The organism is Allokutzneria sp. A3M-2-11 16, assembly GCF_024213555.1.
Taxonomy (GTDB): domain Bacteria; phylum Actinomycetota; class Actinomycetes; order Mycobacteriales; family Pseudonocardiaceae; genus Allokutzneria.
Map to the genome: position 1 here is coordinate 26,877 of NZ_JANAVO010000006.1, position 19,281 is coordinate 46,157.

Genomic DNA, 19,281 nt, shown 5'->3' on the forward strand with positions numbered 1-19,281 from the left:
CGGAATGCGTAAAGTCCGCACGGTGTCTTGTTCCTGCTTGATCTGCACGGATCGCACCGGCGGACGTGACGCGGCGACCGCGGAGGTCGTGCGCAAGTCCCGCTGGTGCGTGCTGAGGATTCCCGGGCCGGTGGACTTCACCTACACGGTCGGCCTCTGGCACAGCTTCCGGCAGCCGGAGCTGGTGATGTTCGGGCTGGGCGGGGAGGACATGCAGCACTGGCTCAACACCTGCGTGCAGCGGTGCGTCGAGCACGGCTGGCCCGCCGAGGGGGAGCCGTTCACCGGGGTGATCGAGGGCGTCGCGACGCAGCTGCGCGTCGTGCACCGGGACTGGCACGACCCGCTTTTCGGTACGGCGCACCGGTTCTACGGCGTCGACGTCCCGTTCCGCCAGGTGGTCTGGCCGGACAAGGACGGGCGCTGGCCGTGGGACGACCGGGCCACCAGCAGCTGCCGCACCCGGCAGGCGCGGACCTGGCTCCCGGTGACCGAGCACCCGGCGGGCGGGTGGCGGCTGGTCGGCGAGCTGGAGCCGGGTTTCCCGTTCGCCTCCGGGCCCGACGTGTGGGCGCTGACCAGCAGGTCCGTCCTGAACGGGGCGTCGCCGACGTGGGTGCTCAACGAGTCGGGCTGCTTCGACGTGCTCGACGACCGCCGCTACGACGCGGACGACCTGTGCCTGGCCTACCTCGGGGAGCTGGTGGTCCGGCATCCCGGTTTGGTTGAGCGCGCGGACCTGGCCGAGGGCCATTCGGCCACCGCGGGCAACGCGTGGAAGAGCGTGAAGCTCACCAGCGACGATCTTCGGCGCAGCGAGGACGCCTGGCAGGCCGCTACGCCGTGAGCCTGCTCCGCAGGTACGCGACGGAGTCGGTGACGAGCGCGCCGACGTCCCGGTGCCCCTCGAAACCGTGCCCAGCCCCGGCAATTGCCTGATAGGTCGATTCCACCCCCGTGTCGAGCAGCCGCGCGTGCATGCGGGCGCTCTGCGACGCGGGCACGAGCGCGTCGGCCGTCCCGTGGACGAGCAGGCACGGTGGCGCGTCCGCGGTCACGTGCGTGATCGGGCTCGCGTCCGCGACCCGGTCCGGGTTCGTGGCGGGCCAGCACCCGAGCCACGGCGAGTAGAAGTCGTCGTCCATCGGCATCGCCGCGATGTCGGTGATCGGGTACCAGGCGACCACTGCCCGAACGTGCTGACTTGTCATTCCGGCCGTCAACGCCAACTGCCCACCGGCGGAATCCCCCCACACGCCAAGGCGATCCGCGTCGAGCCCGTACTCGTCGGCGTTCGCGAGGAGGAAGGCGATCGCGGCGGCGACGTCGTCGCGTTGCGCGGGCCAGGTGGCCTCCGCGCTGAGCCGGTAGTCGATGGTGGCGCACGCGATTCCGGCGCTGGTCAGGGACGTGTAGACGGAGTTGCGCGGGAATGTGCGGTGCAGCCGGCGCCGATCGCCGGAGTGGAAGTCGCCGCCGTGGATCCAGATCACGATCGGCGCGCGCTCGGCGTTGTCCGGTAGATGGAGGTCCAACAGCAATGGCCGGAAACCGCGAATGACGGAGTAGGTCAGCTGCTCGTGAATCACCCTCGCATCGTTTCACGGTTGACCCTCACGCGACGTGAGTCCCTAACTTCGTCGGCATGGCAACAGTTATGACGAACATCCGCGTCTTCGACGGCGAGAGCGTGACCGAGGACTCGGCGATCCGTTGGCGGGACGGCTTGATCGTGGCCGTGGGCGGCGCCGAACTGCTGGAGCCGGGGGACGAGCACGTCGACGGCCGCGGTGGCACGGTGCTGCCCGGGATGATCGACGCGCACGTGCACCTGCTGCCGGGCTCGCCTCGGCAGGCGGTGACGTTCGGGGTGACGACCGTGCTGGACATGTTCAGCAAGCCCGATCTCGTGCGCGAGGCGACGGCCCAGGGAGCCGGTCCCGACGCCTCCGACGTGCGCTCGTCGAGCGTCGGAGCGACCGCGCCCGGCGGGCACCCGTCGCTGATGTACGCGCCATTCCCTTACGTCTCGGGCCCGGCGGACGCGGAGGCGTTCGTCGCCGACCGGGTCGCGGAAGGCGCAACACATCTGAAGGTCCTCTACGAAGACGGCACGGTCGGGCCGATGTCGTGGCCGTCGCTGGACGTGCCGACCGTCGCCGCGCTCGTCAGGGCCGCGCACGGTGCGGGGCTCCTGGTCGCGGCGCACATCAGCACGGCGCAGGCCGCGATGGACCTCCTGCCGACCGGCGTGGACGTGTTCGCGCACGTGCCTTTCGACGCGCTCACCGACGAGCAGGTCCAGGCGATCGCCGACGCAGGTATCGCGGTGATCGCCACGCTGTCGATCGCGGACGGTTTTCCCGGTGCGAACGGCCACATGCCGTTGCTGGACGAGCTGACCCTGAAGCCGCGGCTCGGCCCGGCGTGGTCGGAAGTCGTGAAAGCGCAAGGGGAGCGGTGGTTGCCGCCGGAGTTCCCGGACTTCAGCGTGCCGCAGGACAACGTGCGACGCCTGCGCGCGGCTGGAGTCCCGATCCTCGTGGGGACCGACGCGCCGAACCCCGGTGTCGTGCACGGGGCGAGCGTGCACCGCGAACTCCAACACCTGGTGGCGGCCGGTCTTGACCCGTTGGACGCCCTGAAAGCGGCGACCGCGCAGACCGCGGACGTGTTCGGCCTGGCCGACCGGGGCCGCATCCGGCCGGGGCTGCGCGCGGATCTCGTGCTCGTCGAAGGACAGCCGGACCGCTACATCTCCGACTCGCAGTACGTGGCGGCGGTGTGGAAGCAGGGCGCGCGCGTCGACCTCGACGGGTACGTGGGCTCGGCCGATGAGCGCGCGGGCATTGCGTTGCTGCAAGAGATGACCAACAAGGTGATTGCCGCTATGCAGAAGGAGTTTGGCCGATGACCACCGGAACGAGCCCGATCCCCGTGCACCGCGACGACGACGGTGAGGTCCTGGGCCATCTGGTGCCGACGACGGGCGGCTGGCAGCCGATGACGGTGTTCGCCGCGGCGCTCGCCGGGCCATCGGACTTCGAACAGGCCGAGAGCGTCCTCCGCAACGACGGCATGTCCTGCCTCGCCGACCCGTGGTGGGTGGAGCACGAGCCGGGCCAGTGGCGCGAGGCCCGCATCCAGGAGGCGCGGCCGGACCGGCTCCGCGTCTGGTGGGCGGACCCGATGATCGAGCAGTCGGCGCACGGGCAGTGGATCGACCCGCGTGCGATCAAGGTGCAGCGACACCGTCCATAGTGGATATCGCTTGCGCCGCGGTGAATCCTGGTTGCGTGAGCAGCAGATTGCGGGCGATCGCCCGCGAGACCGTGTCCATCGCCGAGCGTGGCTGGTATCAGACCGCGTCCGGTGGCACGGTGGACATCAGCGCCGGTGTAACGAGTGCGGTGTCCGGAACGCGTATCTACCAACCAGAAGACACCGTGTCGGCCCCGCGGGAGGCGGAGCCGTTCGTCGAGGTCGTCAACGAGTCCAGCCTGGACGCCGCGCGGCGCCTCGGCGGGGACTTGGCGTGCCTGGTCTTCGCGTCGGCGCGCAATCCCGGTGGCGGGTTCCTGAACGGGGCCCAAGCGCAGGAGGAGTCGCTGGCGCGCGGATCGGCGCTGTACCCGTGCCTGCGCGCCGCGTGGGACTTCTACGTGCACCACCGCGGCGATCCCGATCTCACCTACAGCGACCGCGTGATCTACTCGCCGGGCGTTCCGGTGTTCCGGGACGACAAGGGGAACCTGCTCGATCAGCCGTACCCGGTGTCGTTCCTGACGTCGGCGGCGCCGAACCTCCAGGCGATCGCGCGCAACCAGCCGGAGCGGGCAGCCGGTGTCCCGGAAGCGTTGCGCCGCAGGGCGATGCGTGTTCTTGAGGTGGCCGCGGACAACGGTCACCGCAGGCTCGTCCTCGGTGCGTGGGGCTGTGGGGTCTTCGGCAACGATCCGTCCACTGTGGCCGATGCGTTCGCCGAGGCGCTGCGGCGTGGCCCCTGGTTCGAGCACGTCACGTTCGCCGTGCTCGACCGGGGCCGCGACGCGCCGATCTACACGGCCTTCCGCGACCGGCTGAACTGAGCGACCCAACGGCGCTGCCACGGTGTCTCGACGGCCTTGGGGTGCAGGTGTTCCCTGGTCCACGCGATCGCGTCGCCGGGTTCGACACCGGCCAGGACGGCGAGGCAGCTGACCACGGTGCCGGTGCGGCCGACCCCGCCTCCGCAGGCGACCTCGACCGCCGCGCCGGAGCGCGCTTTCTCGTGCAGCTCATGGATTTGCCGGATGGCGAAGCCCCTGTCGCGGGGTAGGAGGAAGTCCGGCCACTGGATCCACGTGTGCGGCCAGTGCAGCGTTTTCTCCTTCTCGCGGCGGAAACGGCCCGCGCCCAGGTAGAGGCCGAAGTCGGGCAGGGGCCCGTCCGGCATCGGGCGCCACAGGCCGCGGCCACGAATCCAGCTGCCGTCCGGGAGCTGGATGGCTCCGGTGAGTCGGGTCATGCGATCACGCTCCCTGCCTGGCGTCGTGCTCGGTGGTTGGCGACGTTGAGCCGGTTTCCGCACAGCTCGGGCATGCAGTAGCGGCGCCGCCCGGCCCGGCTCGTGTCGGCGAAAACCCCGCGACAGCCAGGGGCCGCGCACGCGCGGAAGCGCTCGTGGCCGAGGGTGCGCACCACGCCGAGCAACGCGGTGCTGATGAACGCGGCCAGCTCGTCGGCCAGCGACGCCCCCGGGGCGGTCGGCACGTGCCACTGCCACTTTCCTTCGGCGCGGAGCAGCACCGGGGCGAGGCCCGCGCGCCGCAGCAGCACCCGGCCACCGGCAACTGCCTGGTCGGCAGTCTCCGTTTCCATGATGCCGCGCACCTCACGCCGCAGGAGTTGCACCTGGAAGACGTCGTCGGTGGTCGGCGGCAGCGCGGCGTCGAGCCGGAGTTCGTGCGCGGCGAGGAAAGCCGCCAGGGCCTCCGGTGTCGGCAGCGCCTCGCCCGTGCTCTCGCGGACGGTGGGCGAGGTGGTGACCAGGCCGGTCGCCACCGCCGCCCCGGCCGCGTAGTCGTCGATCGGGATGTGCACCGCTTCCTCCACGTGTAAGCGGTGAAAACGTAGCACAAGCCTTACGGAGGGAATGGCCGGACGAGACTGGCGACGCTTCTTCCCCGAGATCACTCCGTTCCCCGGTTGCCTGCCGCCCAGCCGGTGACCGGTCAGCACGTTTCCGGAAGCGCCTCGGGGCTCCGCGCGTGATGCTGGCCCGCATGGACACGACCGTGATCATCGTGGTGGGCGTTTTCTTCCTGGCGATGGGCGGCTACGCGCTGGCCGCCCCCGCGGCGCTGGCCCGCCCGTTCCGGATGAAGATCGACAGCCCGGAGGGCCGCTCGGAGATCAGGGCCGTCTACGGCGGGTTCGGGCTCGCGGTCGCCGGGGTGCTCGGCGCGGCCGCGGCCGACTTCGGCGGGATCCGGACGGGCGTGGTGATCGCGGTCGGCGCCGCGCTCGCGGGAATGGCACTGGGGCGCCTCATCTCGCGCGCGGTGGACACGAGGACCGCGTTCTACCCGATCTGGTTCTACTTCTGCGTCGAAGTCGCCGCCGCCGGACTGCTCTTCACAGTCGCCTAGCCGCTGTCTCCGGAGAACCCCGTTTCGTACTCATAACGGGAGTTGCGCCCTGAAGACCCGCTATGAGTACGAAACGGGACAAGCGCCGCCCCACCCACGCGCACACCCCTCATCCTGTGCTGAGGCCGCCAAGATCTTCCGTTTCGTACTCTTGCCGGGATTTGGGAGCGCTCTCTTCTCCGTTAAGAGTACGAAACGGGGTTACCTAGGTTGCGGCCGCCGGAGGTGGGGTGTGGGGGCGGTTGGGGCGCATGGGTTCAGTTTACGTGGTGCGCGTGGATGTGTTGCAGGACAGGGCGTTAGTCGATGATGAACCAGTTGCCGTCGCGGTAGGACAGCACGACGCTGCCGAGTTCCTGTTCGGCGAACGTGGTGCTGGAGCGGACCGCCTTGACCGGGACGTCGACGTCGCCGTTGGCCTTCTGCCGCACCAGTTTCGGGTCGACGGTCGCGGTCTCCAGCGCCTTGCGCTTGGCCGCCGGGATCATCTGGAAGGTGATCGGGAAGGTCTGGCGGCAGGTCCCGAAGCCCTGCCTCTCGGCCTGCTTCGCCGCGGGCCCGGCGATGTCGCAGACGGTGTCCAGGTCCTGCTTGCCCAGCCCGTGCAGGTACCTCTCGTAGCGCTGGATCGCCGCTTCCACGGTCTTCGGCACACCGGCGGGAGTGGTCGGGGCGGGGGTGGTGGGGGCGACAGTGGTCGTCGTCGTGACCGGCGGTGGCGGCGGAGTGACCGGGGCTTTCGTCTCGTCCTGACAACCCGTGAGTGCCAGTGCCAGCCCGGCCGCCAGGAAGATCGCCGACCTCATCGTGCCCCCGTCATCGTCGTGGAATCGATCAACCCTAGTACGACGCCTTCCGGGCTGAACATGTGTTCAGTATGCTGATCATATGTTCAGGATGAGCGAGGAGACGTGGCGGCGGCACGCCAACCCGTGGAGCGTGTGGACGCGCTTCGCCGCGATCCCGGCCATGCTGCTGGCGATCTGGAGCCGCACCTGGATCGGCTGGTGGAGCCTGCTGCCGATCGCCGTGGTGATCGTCTGGCTGATCGTCAACCCGTGGGCCTTCCCGCCGGTGCGGCCCGATTCGTGGGCGGCGCGGGGGATCTACGGCGAGCACGCGTGGGTCAGCCACCCCGACCGAGTGCCCCCGGACCACCGGCGCGTCGCGCGGCTGCTGATGGCGGTCGGAGCGTGTGGATTCGCGCTGATCACCTGGGGGCTGATCGCATTGGAGGTCTGGCCGACGGTGTTCGGCGCGACCCTGGTCGTCTTGGCGCAATTGTGGCGGATCGACCGATTCGGCTGGCTGTGGGAACGCGTTTCGCAATGAAGTCCATTCGCGTCGAAACAAAAGTCCTTATGTGGCCTCAGGGTTGTCCCCGATACGCGGTAAACACGCGAAGGAATACGGTCGCGATGAATCCGCCGCCGGGCAGTCGCAGCAGGACAACGGAGGACCTTTGACCCGCACAGCATTCGCCGCGTCGGCGGTGGTGGCGCTCGTCGCCACCCTGGTGACGGTGGTACCGGCCGCGTCGGCCGCCCCCGCGCCGGAGTGGAAACTCTGCAAGGAGATCGCCAACGGCTGGCCCGCAGGGGACGCGCGCACCGAGTGCGCCACCGTCGCGGTCCCGGTGGACCACGCGAAGCCGGACGGCCGCAAGATCAAAATCGCGATCAGCCGGATCACGGCGTCCGAGCCGGCCGCGCGCCGCGGCGTCATGGTGTTCAACCCCGGTGGTCCCGGCGGCTCGGGCATCTCGATGCCGCCGTCGATGCTGCAGAGCACCGTCAAGGACATCGGGCGCACTCACGACCTGATCGGCTTCGACCCGCGCGGCGTCGGCTACAGCGACAAGATGACCTGCCCGGTCCTGCCCGGTGACACCGAGCAGCCGCCCGCGTCGTGGTCGGTCAAGGAGAAGGCGCGGTTCATCTCCGCCCGCAACGGCAAGGCCAACCGGCGCTGCGCCGAGACCGACCTCGAGTTCGCCAGGAACCTGACCACCGACGCGATCGCCCGCGATATCGACGCGATCCGCGCCGCCCTCGGCGAGAAGAAGATCAACTACTACGGCATCTCCTGGGGCACGGCGCTCGGGGCGCACTACCGCAGCCTGTTCGACGGCAACGTGGACCGGATGCTGCTCGACTCGGTGATGCTGGCGAACTTCGACCTCAACGAGATCGACAACACCACGGTCGCGGCGAACGAGAACCTGTTCAACGACTTCGTCTCGTGGATCGCGCGCTACGACCGGGTCTACCGCTTCGGCACCACCCACGGCGAGGTGTCCAAGGCGCTGTTCGACCTGCGCAAGCTGCTCACCGAGTCCCCGAGGGTGGTCGGCAGCGGGCCGTCGCAGACCGTCATCGACGGCGAGACGATCACCAACCTGATCACCCAGAACCGCAGCTGGTGGTCCGCGGCCGCGGCCGAGCTGGTCAAGATCCGCGACAACGACGTGCCGGAGCGCGCGCGGCAGGCCGCCACCGCCGCCGGGGACCGGGCCGCCGCCCGATCGGCCTCACGGGGCTTCGAGGGCAGGCCGGAGTTCTTCAGCCGCTTCCTCAACGTCGCGGTGATCTGCAACGAGGCGCTGAGCACCCGGGACTTCGAGACCGCGTGGGGACACCGGATGGGCCGGATCGCCAAGTACCCGGCGGCCGGGGAGAGCGCGTCCTTCGACGGCATGTGCGCGAACTGGCCGCTGCCGGTGCAGCCGTGGCGGCTGAAGTCCGGGGCCAGCGCGCTCCAGCTGGTTGGCCACCTCTACGAGGGCGTCACGCCGATCGACTGGGCGGTGTCGATGCGCGCCAAGATCGGCGGCGCGCTGTTCACCATCGAGGACGACTGGCACGGCTCGCTGTCGCGGTTGCCTTGCGGCGCAACGGGTGTGGAGTTCTTCGCCACCGGAAAGGCCAGCACCGCGTCCTGTACGGGCGCCCCGATCCCCACTCCGGAGACGGCCGCGCCGTCCTCCGGTGACGGTCTCACCGTCGAGCGGTCCCCGTACGACAAGGAGCGCGTCGCCACCTTCGGCTGATGATCCGCGAGCCTGCCCGGTTCAGCCGGACAGGCCGCGCAGGCCGATCTCCACCCCTCGCCGCAGCGCCGCCCAGAACTCCTCCGGCGGCTGGTCCAGCTCCAGGCTCTTCAGCGCCGCCGCCTGCGCCCCGCCGCTCATGGCGCCGACCGCCGCCGCCGCGCTGATCGGGTCGAGCTCGTCCGGGAAGGCCCGCAGCAGGCCGTCGGCGATCTCCCGTTGCAGCTCGTGGCCCAGCTGCAACGCCCGTCCCTGCAACGCGGGCTCCGACATGATCACCCGGCGGAAGAGCTCCATGCCCTCCGGGTCCCGCCGCCCGACGCCCTCGGCGAGGTAGTCCGACACCATCGCCTCGTAGGCCCGCAGCAGCAGGTCCGCGACGGTCTCGCCGGGCTGCCGGTCGGCCAGCACTTCGAGCGGGACCGGTGCCCTCGGGCCGGAGTCGGCGAAGAGCACGTCCTCCTTGCTGCGGAAGTGGTTGAAGAACGTCTTGGTCGCCACGTCCGCGGCCGCCGCGATCTGCGCGACCGTCGTGCGGTCGTAGCCCCGCTCGCTGAACAACCGCAGCGCCGCGTCCGCGAGCTGCCGCCTGACCAGTCGCTTCTTCCGCTCGCGCCGGGACTCCTCTGCCACCCCGCGAACTTTACACCGAGGCTATGGTTACATTCGTTGTAAGTTTGCAGTTGATGTAGACGAGGAGGTCTGATGAGTCGGATAGCCCTGGCGGGGATGCCCGCGGCAGGTCACGTCAACCCGAGCGCGCCGATCGTGCGCGAGCTGGTCGGCCGCGGAGTCGCCGTCACCTACTACAGCAGCGAGGAGTTCCGCGACACCATCGAGCGCACCGGCGCCGAGTTCCGCCCGTACCCGTCGAACACGGTCTCCGCGCGCGCCATCGCCGAGGCCACCACGTCCGGCGGCCCGGTGCGCGTGGTCGCGACGCTGATGCCCGCCACCGAGACCCTGGTGCCGTTCCTGGTCGAGGAGTTCCGGGAGCTCCGGCCGGACGCGGTCGCCTTCGACTCCAACGCGCTGTGGGGCTACATGGCCGCGGCGCGCGCGGAGCTGCCGAAGATCTCGCTCATGACGACGTTCATGTTGGGCACCAAGGACTTCACGTGCCTCACCGCACGCGAGTGGTTCAGCTCGATGGTGCCGATGGTGCCCGACATCCCCGCCGTGGTGCGGGCGAAGCGCCGGTTGCTGAAGCGGGTCGGCAAGGACATCTTCCCGCCCCGCCCGGCCCTGCCGATGCGCGGCGACGTGACGATCTTCCCGATCCCCCGCGAACTCCAGCCGCCGAACCCGTTGCTGGACGAGCGCTGCCACTTCGTCGGCCCCACCATCGACCCCGCGACCCGTCCTCACGAGGCCGATCCCGAGCTGATCGCGTTCCTGGACAGCCCAGCCCCGGTCGTCCTGGTGTCGATGGGCACCCTGCACGCGGGGACGGACGAGTTCTTCAGTACCTGCTTCACCGCGTTCGCCGACCTGCCCGCGCGCTTCGTCCTCGCTGTGGGCCCGCACGCCCGCCCGGGAACTCCGCCGCCGAACATGCTGGTCCGCGAATCCGTGCCGCAGCTGGACATTCTCGCGCGCGCCTCCGCGTTCGTCACCCACGGCGGGATGAACAGCGCGTTGGAAGGACTGTTCTACGGAGTTCCCCTCGTTGTGCTCCCGCAGCAGGTCGAGCAGCTCATCATCGGCCTCGCCGTCGCTTCCCGAGGCGCTGCGGAAGTGTTGCGCCACAACCTTTCCAACCGCGCAGTCCCATCCACCGACCTGCGCGCCGCGGTTTCACGCGCCCTGACCGACCCGTCGATGCGCGACGCCGCGAAGGCGTTGTCCGATGTCATCAGCTCCTCGGGGGGAGCGAGCGCGGGTGCTCAGGTGATTCAGGATTTCCTCGCCGCAGCACGTTAGGCCGGGAAACCGCATCCTGGTACGAAAGCTAACAGCACAACCCCGCTCGCCCGCAATTAGACTCGATGCCACAAAGGGGGTCTGGTGGCGAGTGACCCGGCCGACCGGGCCGTCTGTGTGAGCGGTATGGCGTGGCACACCGCGCTGGGTACCGACCTGAACGACGTCTGGCAACGGCTCCTGCGCGGCGACACCGGCGACAGCACCGCGAGCGCGGACGCGACGGAACAGCTCGTGCGCCTGGCGACGCTGACGGCGAAGGCGGCGCTGCGAAACGCGGGGATCGGTGTCGACCTCCTGGTGCTGGGGAGCAGCCTCGGGGCGAGCTTGGACGGTGCGGCGGGGAACACGTGGACCGGCGAGGTGGCCGAAGCGCTGGGTGTGCGGCAGCCGCCGGTGTCGCTGAGCACGGCGTGTTCCTCGGGTTCGGACGCGGTGCTCACGGCGGCGGCGTTGATCCGGGCGGGCGTGGCGGACCGGGTGCTGTGCGGAGGTGTGGACGTGCTGAGCGAGGCCAAGCGGCTGGGGCACTCCGCGCTCGGCACGTTGTCCCCGACGGAGATCCGCCCGTTCGACGCGGATCGGGACGGCACGGTGCTCGGTGAGGGCGCGGGGTTCCTGGTGCTGGAGTCGCGGGAAGCGGCGCGGGCGCGGGGCGCGCAGGTGTGGGGAGAGGTGCGGGGCTGGGGCTCGTCGAACGACGCGTCGGGGCCGACCGCGCCGGACCGCACGGGCGGCGCGGCCGTGCTCGCGGTGCGACGTGCACTGAAGAAAGCCGGTGCGCGCGCGGAGGACATCGCGGTGATCAACGCGCACGGGACGGGCACGCCGAGCAACGACGCGACCGAAGCGGCCTGCTACACCACCTTGTACGGGGATGGCGCCGCCAAGCCGATTCTGTTCGCCACCAAGGCTTCCTTCGGTCACACGCTCGGCGCGACCGGAGCGATCGAGGTGATCGCGCTGCTGCTCGCGTTGCACCACGGGAAAGTGCCGCCGTTGGCGCGCACGCGCTCGGTCATGGCGGAGCTCCCCCTGCCGGTGGGGCCGTCGCCGGTCGAGGGAAAACTCGGGTTCAGCCTCACGTTGGGCTTCGGCGGCTTCAACACGTGCCTGGTGGTGGCCGCGTGATCAGGATCGAGTCGGCCGACCCCACCAAGGCGCCGCGCCGGATCTCCGGTGTCTACGCGGACCCGGTGGCCTGGTTGATCACCGACGCGGTGGCCGCCGTGCTGAACACGCGCGGGGCCCTCGATCCCACGACGGTCGGCGTGCTCGTGGTCAGCGAGCACTCGACCGAGCACACGCAGCGGCTGGTCGCCGAAACCGTTGCACAAGGCCGGATTTCCCCGATGCGGTTCGCCGCCGCCGGGCCGGGATCGCTGGTCGGAGTGGTGTGCGCGGCATTCGGGTTCCAGGGGCCGACGTTGATGTTGTCCATGTCCGCGGAGCACGCGACGCCGGTCGTGGACGCGCTGCTGAGCGACTGGCTGCACGACTCCGCCGAGCACGTGATCGTCGTGACGCACGACATCGCCGAGGACGGGCGGCATTCCGTGACCTGCTCCGTGGTCGACGGGAGGAGCGAACCCAGGTGAACGCACAGCAGATCGACGACTTCCTCCGCCGCGCCGTGCAGACGGAGCCGGCTCAGCACGAGGGCGACGTCTCCGAGGTGGTGGCGGCCCTGGACGCCGAGCCCGGCTCGGTCGTGATCATCGCGCTGCCCAACGGAATCCGGACGCTGCGAGTGTTCTTCGCGGCCCACCTCGCCGGTTACGTCCCCGTGCTGGTCTCACCGTCCACCCCGCCCGCCCGGGTGTGGGAGGTCGCCAGGTACCTCGGTGCCTGCGCGCTCGTGCGGGCCAGGATTCGGCCCGCGGACTTCGGCGAGCACGAGGTGTCGCGGCTCGCCGGCGTCGAGCTGCTCCGCTTCACCGGTCACCGCATGATCAGGCACGAGCCGGGGCACGTCATCCTGATGAGCTCCGGCACGTCCGGCCTGGCGACCGGTTGCCTGCACAGCATGTCCGCGCTGCTGCGCAACGCGCGCAGGCACACCGCCTCGATCGGCCAGAGCGCCGAGGACACGGTGCTGGTGAACCTGCCGGTGTACTACTCGTTCGCTCTGGTGGCGCAGGTGCTCGGCTGCCTCACCGCGGGCTCGCGGCTGGTCCTGTCCGGGCCGCCGTTCACCGTCTCGGACTACCTGGACGCCGTTACGCGGCACGGCGTCAGCATCTCGTCGCTGACCCCGATCCTGGCGAAGACGGTCGCCACGACGGGGGAGGAGCTGCCGAAGCCGTTGCGGGCGTTGACGATCGGCGGCCAGGCGCTCGATCCGAACTACGTGTCGCGTCTGATCAAGCTCAATCCCGACCTCGGCGTCTACCTCACCTACGGGCTGACCGAAGCCGGTCCGCGAGTGTCCACTTTGGCCGCTCACCTTGAGCAGCTGCACCGCTTCGGCACGGTCGGGAAACCGTTGGACGGCGTGGAAGTGCTGACGCGCGGCGAAGAGTTGCTGGTGCGCTCGGACACCGTCTACCGTGAGCGCGTCGGCGAGCCCGCGCCGTCCAAGCGCGGACAGCTGATCGAGCCCGGCCTGGTCGCCACCGGCGACATCGGGTTCGTCGACGACGACGGCTACGTGACCGTGCGCGGTCGCTCGACGGACTTCGCGGTGGTGCGCGGCGAGAAGGTGTCCATGGCCGGAGTGCGCCGCGTCGCCGAGTCGCTGCCCCACGTGGTGCGGGCAGCGACGCGGATCGCCGAGGACGACGGCACGTTGGAGCTGGACGTCTACGTGGACGATGTCGAGCTTCCCTCGGAAACCGAGATGCACCGACGGTTGCGGCCGTTGCTGACGCGCAACGAGCGCCCAGGCGTGGTGCGCGTGCACCCGTTGCCCGCCGGGGAGTTCCACAAGTGACAGAACCACTTCACGTGTTCTGCGTGCCGCACGCGGGCGGCTCGGCGCGCACGTTTCTGAAGTGGCAACGCACTTTCCCGCCGGAGCTGCGCATCGTGCCGCTGGAGATCGCGGGCAAGGGGCGGCGCAGTCTCGAACCGCGCCACGCGACCGTGCGCGAGGTCGCCGACGACCTCGTCCAGCGGATCGAGACGCCCGGTCGCTACGCGATCTTCGGGCACAGCATGGGCGGGCTGATCGCCTACGAGATGGCGCGGTCGCTCGCACCGGAGTTCGTGGTCGTGGCCGCGACGAGGCCGCCGCACCTGATCCCGTCGGACCACCGCGCGTCCCTGGCCTCGCTTCCCGACGACGAGCTGCTCGACGCGATGGCCTCCGCGGGGACCGTGCCGGAGTCGGTGCGGAACTCGCCCATGCGCGACCTCTTCGTGCCGAACCTGCGCGCCGACCTCGCGCTCGTCGCCACCTACCGCCCGGCTCCGGCCCCCGCGCCGCTACCCGTAGATCTCCACGTCTGGCACGGCACCGAGGACCCCACGACCCCTGCTCCGGTGATGGCCGAATGGCGCCGCTACACCGCGCGCGAGTGCCGGATGCGGGCCTTCACCGGCGACCACTTCTTCCCGCACTCCGCCCCGCACCTCGTCGCCGAAGCCCTCAGCGGGTGACGGGGCAGGTGCCGGGGTCGTGACGGGTGCCGAGGGTCCAGTAGGCCTCCTCGGCGGACCGCCACAGTTCGGGGAACAGCGGCACGTCGGACCGGGTTTCCAGGGTGGAGACCGATCGGCCGCCGAGGCTCTGCGGGAGCGTGGAGCGGCCTTCGTCGCGCAGGCCGGGCTGCCCGCCGAGCTGCGACCACACCATGATCAGGTGGGTGTGCTTCCACGACAGGAAGCCGCTGTCCAGGCGCAGCAAGCCTTCCCGCACGAGGGCGAGGGCTTGCGCCTGCTGAGACTGGCCTGACGTGTCGTCCTGCGCGGCGATCAGGTCGGGCAGCTTCAGGCCCGCGCGGTCGAGCGCGCCCTCGAAGGACTTCGACACCGCGCGCGCGACCCGCTTGAGGTTGCGGTAGCCGGGGGAGTCCAGGCCGGTGGCGTCGTCGGGCAGGGCGTTGCGCATCATCAGCAGGCTGTGCTGCGGCAGGTGATCGCCGATCATCCGCACCGACTGCACGGTGATGTCGCTGAGCCCGACCGCCCGTGCGAGCAGCCGCGACGCCTGCTGCGGGCGCGAGGCGTCGAGGTGCTCGATCACCCGGCGCAGCTCGTAGTGGATCTGCACCCACGCGTACTCGCTGATCAGGTGCACCACTTGGAAGAAGCGGTGGTCGGGGTGGCGGGTGTCGTCCTCCGGGATGAGCGCGGACAGCGCGGTGGTGAGGCGCAGCTCGTCCTCGTAGTTGCTGCCGCGGTCGTACTCGTAGGACAGCTGGCCGTTGGTCTCATTCGGGTTGAGCGAGCGCTTCACGAGCCCTTCCCTTCCGTGGTCACGAGAAAACGATGCAGGGCGACCAAGGTGTGATCGCGGGGATACGGCGACCGGGCGATGATCTCGGCCCGGTCGGCGGTGGTGCGGAACAGATCGACCACAGTGGACAGTTCGTCGCGAGCGGCCTTGATGAAGGAGAGCGGCACCGGTGTGCCGTGCCCGGGGATGATCGTGCCGAGCGCCGAATCGAGGAGCCGGTCCAACGCGGCGGGCCACTGCGCGGGCCAGGAGTCGGCGAACGCGGGCGCCATGCCCTCCTCCAGCAGGTCGCCGGTGAACGTGACGTCGGCGTCGGGGATGTCGACCACCAGGTCGTGGTCGGTGTGCCCGACGCCGGGATGCCAGAGCACGACCGTCCGGCCACCGAGGTCGATCTCGGCGCGCGTGTCCACGAGGTGTGTCGGCGGAGTGATCGTCACGTCAGCGCGGTCCGGCAGCGCCTTCACCACCATCGCCTTCTCCGCCTCGCCTTCCCGCCGCAGCCGCGCGGCGCAGAGCCGGTGGCCCCAGATCGCGGCCGGGAGGAACGCCTCGTTGCCGAAGCAGTGGTCGAAGTGGAAGTGCGTGTTGACCACGTGTCGCACGGGAACCGTTGTCAGCGCTTGGATTTCGGCAAGCATCTCGCGGCCTTCGCGCGCAGAGGACCGCGTGTCGACGACGAGCGCCGCCTCCGAACCCACGACGAGCCCGACGTTCGTGGAGAAGCCGGAGCAGGTCCGGTAGTAGACGCCCTCGGCCACCGAAGTCCACTGGTCAGCCACGGTCGCACCGCCGCGCGGCCAGGGCGCGGACCACGCTGGCGTTGGCCTCGCTGACGATCCGCCGCAGCCCGGCCGGACGATCCGCGGACAGCCAACGCGAAGCCAGGTCAATGGTTTCCTCGTTGACATGCCACTCCGGAAACAGACCGCGCACCACCGTCTGCGCGGACTCGCTGGACCGCCGCGCCCACACGCCGTCGACGTCGTCGAAATACCGCGCCACGTAAGGGCGAAGCAGGTGGGGCTGAGCGGGATGCCAGAAGCCGCCGACGATCGCTTCGCTGGTCGCGTTCGACAAGTTCCCCTGAATCAGCCGCAACCACGCCTTTTCCTTGGCCTGCATGGTCGGGAGGAGCGCGCTCGCCTTCTCAGCCGCCAGGTGACCGGTGGCCGTGGGATCGCGCTTCAGCTCCGCGGCGATCTCCGACGCATCGGCCGCCCCGTGCGCGACGAGGCCGCACAGGATGTGCCACCGCAGATCGGTGTCCAACGAGAGCCCAGGCAACGAGCCGGAAAACCACCCGCGCAGCACCTCGCTGTGCGAAGGGGACAACACGGAACCGGCCAGCGAACGCACGAACGCCAGCTGGTGATCGGAACCCGGCTCAGCCGAAAGGGCCAGCTCGACGAGCCGATCGCTGACGATCTGCCACCCCTGTGCTTCCCAGGCAGGATCGGCGAAGTACGACAGCGACGTGCCCGCCTGCCACAGGACCCGCGCGACGACGCTGACCTCGGTCTCCGCGCCGACGTGCCGCATCACCAGGTCGACGAGATCACGCGCTCGCAGCTCGGCGTCGCGCACCATCTCCCACGTGGCCGACCAGCACAACGCCCGGGTGAGCGGTCGATCGATGCTCGACAGCCCCTCCCGCACCGCCGCCAGCGATCCCGCGTCGAGCCGGATGTCGGCGTAGGTGAGGGCATCGTCGTTGAGCACCACCAGATCCCCGGCCGGAACACCCACCAGCGAGGGGACCTCCGTGCGCGGCCCGCTGATCTCCAGCTCCACCCGGCGCCGCGAAGCCCCGGAGTACACGCCGACCGCGAGCCGATGCGTGCGCGGAGCGGACTCCTGACAGACCGCGAAGCGCGTGTACTTGCCGTCTTCAACCGTGAAGTCCGGCCGCAGCACGGAAACCCCGATCGTCGTCAGCCACTCCGTTGTCCAGGAAGACAAATCGACGTCGGCCGCCTTGGACAGCGCGATGATCAAATCAGCCAGGGTGGCGTTGTCCCAGGCGTGCGCGCGGAAGTACTCGCGCAGGCCCACCAGGAACGTGTCCAGGCCGATGCGGGCCACGAGCTGCCGCAGCACACTGGCGCCCTTGGCGTAGGTGATGCCGTCGAAGTTCACCTCGGCCGCGTAGAGATCCGGTGTGGGACAAGCGATCGGATGCGCCGAAGGCAGCTTGTCCTGCCACCGCGCCCAAGCCTCCTCGTGCACCGCGAAAGTCGCCCACGCCGAGCGGTACTCGGTGGCCTCGACCAACGTGTGGAAGCCGACCCACGTGGCGAAGGACTCGTTCAGCCACAGATCGTCCCACCACCGCATGGTGACGAGGTCGCCGAACCACATGTGCGCCAGCTCGTGCAGCAGCGTCTCCGCGCGCCGCTCGTAGTCGGTGCGCGTGACCCGGCCGCGGAACACGTACTTCTCCGACAACGTCGTGCACGCGGCGTTTTCCATTGCGCCGCCGTTGAACTCCGGCACGAAGCACTGGTCGTACTTCGCGAACGGATACTGCGTGCCGAACGAGCGGGTCAGGAACTCCAACCCCTGCTTGGTTTCGGTGAACAACCGCGACGCGTCGAGGTGCTTGGCCAGCGACGAACGGCAGTACAGGCCGAGTGGCACCGAGCCGCTGTCATCACGGAACTCCGCGTACGGACCGGCCACCAAGGACACGAGATATGTCGGCAGCGGGGGAGTCTGCTCGAAGGTGACCTCGACGAAATCGCCAAGCAGACGCCGTTCGAGCACAGGCGTGTTCGACACCAGTGTCCAGGAAGGCGGCGCGACAACGGTCAACTCGAAGCGCGCCTTGAGATCCGGCTGGTCGAAGCACGCGAACACGCGCTGCGCGTCGGCGGGTTCGAACTGGGTGAACAGGTACACACCGTCATCCACCGGGTCCACGAACCGATGCAGTCCCGCACCCGTCCGCAGGTACTGGCAGTCGGCTCGCACCACCAAGTGGTTGTGCTCCTGGAGATCCTGTAGCAGCAAGTCATCCTGCGACTGTCCATTGAGGACAATCTCGTGCACCGTGTCCGCGACCAGGTCGACGCGGACGGTGGAGCCGGGACGGGTCGCGCGGAACCACACCTCCGTCGTGCTGGCGAAGGTGTGGTCCCCGGTCAGGTCAAGCCTGATCCGGTACTCGTCGACCTCGACCAGGCGGGCGCGCTCGCGCGCGGCCACCTCGGTCAGGTTGGTGCTCACCACCGCAGGACCACCTCTCAGGAACGGACGACGAACTCCAGCAACCACATTCCCGGCGTCTCGAACCGCAGAGTCTCGGTCAGTTCCAGGCCGACGCGCCCGCCGATCTCGCGGAAGTCGTCCGCCGTGCGCTCCCTCGCGCCCAGCAGCACCAGCATCAGCAGGTCGGCGTAGGCGGCCATCACCGGGTCCTTGCCGCTGTCCAGCAGGCGTTCGACGACCACGACGCGGTTGCCGGGACCCGCGGCCTCGACGCAGCGCCGCAGGATCTTCTCGGCGTTGTCGTCGCTCCAGTTGTGCAGGGTGTTGGCGATCAGGTAGACGTCGGCGCCCGCGGGCATCGGGTCGAAGAAGCTGCCCGGAGCCGTCTCGCAGCGGTCGGCAACGGGGGCGAGCACGTCGGCGGCCTGCTCCACCACGTTGGGCAGCTCCAGCAGTGTGCCGCGCAGCTCGGGGTGCTCGCCGAGGAGCTTGGCCAGCAGCGCGCCCTTGCCGCCGCCGACGTCGACGACGTGCTTGACCGAGGCCCAGTCGTAGATGCGCGCCAGCTCCGGCACGATCCGGTTGGCGGTGCGCGCGATGCCCTCGTTGAACGACTTGTCGATCTCCGGGTTCGCGGCCAGGTCGGACCAGAAGTCGCGGCCGTAGACCTTCTCGTAGACCGGCTGCCCGGTGCGCACGGCGTCCAGCAGCTCGTCCACGGCGGGCTCGAAGCGCTTCTCGACCAGGCGGCTGCGCTCCTCGAAGTCCAGCCACCGGCGCAGGCCGCTGGGGTGGTCGTCGAGCAGCACGCGGCCGACGTCGGTCACCTCGTAGGTCTTCTGCTGTGTCTGATCCTGGGCCTCGGTGAACACGCCGAGCAGGCTCAGGTAGTGCATCACCCGGCCCAGCGCGCTCTTGTCGCAGCCGGTCCGCTCCGCCAAGGCGTCCACAGTGGAGTGTCCATCCTGGACGAGTCCGGGCAGGCGCAGCGTGGCGGCGGTCCGCAACGCGACCGGCGTGAACCGGGACCCCAGTGCCATGATCGTGTTCAACGGGTCTTGACGGAACAC

The 19,281-nt window shown here is 69.7% G+C and carries 21 protein-coding genes; 12 read left to right on the forward strand and 9 right to left on the reverse strand.

Features of this window, described 5'->3' with window-relative positions:
• Positions 1-37 precede the first annotated feature (37 nt).
• On the forward strand, positions 38-847 hold the full coding sequence (locus NLX83_RS27910) for a DUF4262 domain-containing protein (protein ID WP_254238172.1): 810 nt from the start codon (positions 38-40) through the stop codon (positions 845-847).
• Here NLX83_RS27910 and NLX83_RS27915 read toward each other — a convergent pair.
• The gene (locus NLX83_RS27915; RefSeq protein ID WP_254238173.1) at positions 837-1,589 is read right to left on the reverse strand and encodes an alpha/beta hydrolase; all 753 of its coding nucleotides are present in this window, start codon (positions 1,587-1,589) and stop codon (positions 837-839) included. The genes NLX83_RS27910 and NLX83_RS27915 overlap by 11 nt on opposite strands.
• 56 nt (positions 1,590-1,645) lie before the next feature.
• Between NLX83_RS27915 and NLX83_RS27920 the strand changes: the two genes are divergently transcribed.
• The 3 genes from NLX83_RS27920 to NLX83_RS27930 are packed head-to-tail and all read left to right on the forward strand — an operon-like array spanning position 1,646 to position 4,088.
• Entirely contained in the window at positions 1,646-2,914 is a 1,269-nt protein-coding gene (locus NLX83_RS27920; protein ID WP_254238174.1) for an amidohydrolase family protein, read from the forward strand.
• The gene (locus tag NLX83_RS27925) at positions 2,911-3,261 is read left to right on the forward strand and encodes a hypothetical protein (RefSeq protein ID WP_254238175.1); all 351 of its coding nucleotides are present in this window, start codon (positions 2,911-2,913) and stop codon (positions 3,259-3,261) included. The genes NLX83_RS27920 and NLX83_RS27925 overlap by 4 nt, the downstream gene beginning before the upstream one ends.
• 35 nt (positions 3,262-3,296) lie before the next feature.
• Complete coding sequence (locus NLX83_RS27930; RefSeq protein ID WP_254238176.1) at positions 3,297-4,088, forward strand: TIGR02452 family protein; 792 nt, start codon at positions 3,297-3,299, stop codon at positions 4,086-4,088.
• Here NLX83_RS27930 and NLX83_RS27935 read toward each other — a convergent pair.
• Both NLX83_RS27935 and NLX83_RS27940 read right to left on the reverse strand, forming a co-directional pair.
• The gene (locus NLX83_RS27935; protein ID WP_254238177.1) at positions 4,058-4,507 is read right to left on the reverse strand and encodes a phosphatase domain-containing protein; all 450 of its coding nucleotides are present in this window, start codon (positions 4,505-4,507) and stop codon (positions 4,058-4,060) included. The two genes, NLX83_RS27930 and NLX83_RS27935, sit on opposite strands and share 31 nt — an antisense overlap.
• The gene (locus tag NLX83_RS27940; RefSeq protein ID WP_254238178.1) at positions 4,504-5,082 is read right to left on the reverse strand and encodes a CGNR zinc finger domain-containing protein; all 579 of its coding nucleotides are present in this window, start codon (positions 5,080-5,082) and stop codon (positions 4,504-4,506) included. Before NLX83_RS27940 ends, NLX83_RS27935 begins: the two co-directional genes overlap by 4 nt.
• A 182-nt stretch (positions 5,083-5,264) precedes the next feature.
• Here NLX83_RS27940 and NLX83_RS27945 point away from each other — a divergent pair, with 182 nt between their 5' ends.
• Positions 5,265-5,630: a DUF4345 domain-containing protein gene (locus NLX83_RS27945; protein WP_254238179.1), complete on the forward strand. Its 366-nt coding sequence runs from the start codon at positions 5,265-5,267 to the stop codon at positions 5,628-5,630.
• A 299-nt stretch (positions 5,631-5,929) separates the two neighbouring features.
• Here the strand turns inward: NLX83_RS27945 and NLX83_RS27950 are convergent, their stop codons facing one another.
• Complete coding sequence (locus NLX83_RS27950; protein ID WP_254238180.1) at positions 5,930-6,436, reverse strand: hypothetical protein; 507 nt, start codon at positions 6,434-6,436, stop codon at positions 5,930-5,932.
• Between the two features lie 82 nt (positions 6,437-6,518).
• Here NLX83_RS27950 and NLX83_RS27955 point away from each other — a divergent pair, with 82 nt between their 5' ends.
• Both NLX83_RS27955 and NLX83_RS27960 read left to right on the forward strand, forming a co-directional pair.
• Positions 6,519-6,962, forward strand: coding sequence for a DUF6653 family protein (locus NLX83_RS27955; protein WP_254238181.1), 444 nt, complete (start codon positions 6,519-6,521; stop codon positions 6,960-6,962).
• Positions 6,963-7,092: 130 nt separating this feature from the next.
• Positions 7,093-8,679, forward strand: coding sequence for an alpha/beta fold hydrolase (locus NLX83_RS27960; protein WP_254238182.1), 1,587 nt, complete (start codon positions 7,093-7,095; stop codon positions 8,677-8,679).
• A gap of 21 nt (positions 8,680-8,700) precedes the next feature.
• Here the strand turns inward: NLX83_RS27960 and NLX83_RS27965 are convergent, their stop codons facing one another.
• Entirely contained in the window at positions 8,701-9,312 is a 612-nt protein-coding gene (locus NLX83_RS27965) for a TetR/AcrR family transcriptional regulator (protein ID WP_254238183.1), read from the reverse strand.
• Between the two features lie 72 nt (positions 9,313-9,384).
• Between NLX83_RS27965 and NLX83_RS27970 the strand changes: the two genes are divergently transcribed.
• From NLX83_RS27970 to NLX83_RS27990, 5 genes are all read left to right on the forward strand, one after another.
• Positions 9,385-10,602 carry a macrolide family glycosyltransferase gene (locus NLX83_RS27970; RefSeq protein ID WP_254238184.1) on the forward strand — a complete coding sequence of 406 codons (1,218 nt, stop codon included), beginning with the start codon at positions 9,385-9,387 and terminating at the stop codon, positions 10,600-10,602.
• A gap of 84 nt (positions 10,603-10,686) precedes the next feature.
• The gene (locus NLX83_RS27975; protein WP_254238185.1) at positions 10,687-11,733 is read left to right on the forward strand and encodes a beta-ketoacyl-[acyl-carrier-protein] synthase family protein; all 1,047 of its coding nucleotides are present in this window, start codon (positions 10,687-10,689) and stop codon (positions 11,731-11,733) included.
• Positions 11,730-12,200 (forward strand): hypothetical protein, encoded by a 471-nt coding sequence (locus NLX83_RS27980; protein ID WP_254238186.1) that lies wholly within the window; start codon positions 11,730-11,732, stop codon positions 12,198-12,200. The genes NLX83_RS27975 and NLX83_RS27980 overlap by 4 nt, the downstream gene beginning before the upstream one ends.
• Positions 12,197-13,534, forward strand: a complete 1,338-nt coding sequence (locus tag NLX83_RS27985) for a class I adenylate-forming enzyme family protein (RefSeq protein ID WP_254238187.1) — start codon at positions 12,197-12,199, stop codon at positions 13,532-13,534. The genes NLX83_RS27980 and NLX83_RS27985 overlap by 4 nt, the downstream gene beginning before the upstream one ends.
• Positions 13,531-14,202 (forward strand): thioesterase II family protein, encoded by a 672-nt coding sequence (locus NLX83_RS27990; RefSeq protein WP_254238188.1) that lies wholly within the window; start codon positions 13,531-13,533, stop codon positions 14,200-14,202. Before NLX83_RS27985 ends, NLX83_RS27990 begins: the two co-directional genes overlap by 4 nt.
• Here the strand turns inward: NLX83_RS27990 and NLX83_RS27995 are convergent.
• The 4 genes from NLX83_RS27995 to NLX83_RS28010 are packed head-to-tail and all read right to left on the reverse strand — an operon-like array spanning position 14,192 to position 19,281.
• Positions 14,192-15,001, reverse strand: a complete 810-nt coding sequence (locus NLX83_RS27995; protein ID WP_254238189.1) for a hypothetical protein — start codon at positions 14,999-15,001, stop codon at positions 14,192-14,194. The two genes, NLX83_RS27990 and NLX83_RS27995, sit on opposite strands and share 11 nt — an antisense overlap.
• On the reverse strand, positions 14,998-15,783 hold the full coding sequence (locus NLX83_RS28000) for an MBL fold metallo-hydrolase (RefSeq protein WP_254238190.1): 786 nt from the start codon (positions 15,781-15,783) through the stop codon (positions 14,998-15,000). The genes NLX83_RS27995 and NLX83_RS28000 overlap by 4 nt, the downstream gene beginning before the upstream one ends.
• Positions 15,776-18,232, reverse strand: coding sequence for an aminopeptidase N (gene pepN / locus NLX83_RS28005; protein WP_254238191.1), 2,457 nt, complete (start codon positions 18,230-18,232; stop codon positions 15,776-15,778). The genes NLX83_RS28000 and pepN overlap by 8 nt, the downstream gene beginning before the upstream one ends.
• A 14-nt stretch (positions 18,233-18,246) precedes the next feature.
• Positions 18,247-19,281, reverse strand: coding sequence for a methyltransferase (locus NLX83_RS28010; RefSeq protein WP_254238192.1), 1,035 nt, complete (start codon positions 19,279-19,281; stop codon positions 18,247-18,249).

Coding starts and splice junctions, on each gene's coding strand:
- NLX83_RS27920 (WP_254238174.1), top strand. CDS start 1,646: ATGGCAACAGTTATGACGAACATCCGCGTCTTCGACGGCGAGAGCGTG.
- NLX83_RS27925 (WP_254238175.1), top strand. CDS start 2,911: ATGACCACCGGAACGAGCCCGATCCCCGTGCACCGCGACGACGACGGT.
- NLX83_RS27935 (WP_254238177.1), bottom strand. CDS start 4,507: ATGACCCGACTCACCGGAGCCATCCAGCTCCCGGACGGCAGCTGGATT.
- NLX83_RS27945 (WP_254238179.1), top strand. CDS start 5,265: ATGGACACGACCGTGATCATCGTGGTGGGCGTTTTCTTCCTGGCGATG.
- NLX83_RS27950 (WP_254238180.1), bottom strand. CDS start 6,436: ATGAGGTCGGCGATCTTCCTGGCGGCCGGGCTGGCACTGGCACTCACG.
- NLX83_RS27955 (WP_254238181.1), top strand. CDS start 6,519: ATGTTCAGGATGAGCGAGGAGACGTGGCGGCGGCACGCCAACCCGTGG.
- NLX83_RS27970 (WP_254238184.1), top strand. CDS start 9,385: ATGAGTCGGATAGCCCTGGCGGGGATGCCCGCGGCAGGTCACGTCAAC.